We start from the raw sequence: 265 nt of genomic DNA on the forward strand, positions 1-265 counted from the left end.
GATCTCGGACAAAAGGTTGGGGGTCTGCGTCAAGGTATTAGAGAATGTGGGAGGCCAGGAAGAATACTTATTTACAGATGGATTCTCAAGCTACTATAAGATCAAGATATCTCCAAAAGATAGGTACAAGACCACTTTTTCTACAGAATGGGGATCCTACCAGTACATAGTCATGCCTTTTGGGCTGAAGAATTCACTAGCCATATTTTCAAGAGTAGTCATAGTTTCTTTTAAGGAATTCATACATTAGTTTTTAGAAGTATAT

The 265-nt window shown here is 37.7% G+C and carries 1 protein-coding gene; it reads left to right on the top strand.

Annotated elements, in window-relative coordinates; translation table 11 throughout:
• On the top strand, nt 1–250 hold a 250-nt coding region (locus KZZ06_RS21135; RefSeq protein WP_219581910.1), incomplete at its 5' end, for a reverse transcriptase domain-containing protein.
• Nucleotides 251–265 lie beyond the last annotated feature (15 nt).

The sequence above is a fragment of the Sulfitobacter sp. CW3 genome (genome assembly GCF_019392245.1).
Classification (GTDB): domain Bacteria; phylum Pseudomonadota; class Alphaproteobacteria; order Rhodobacterales; family Rhodobacteraceae; genus Sulfitobacter.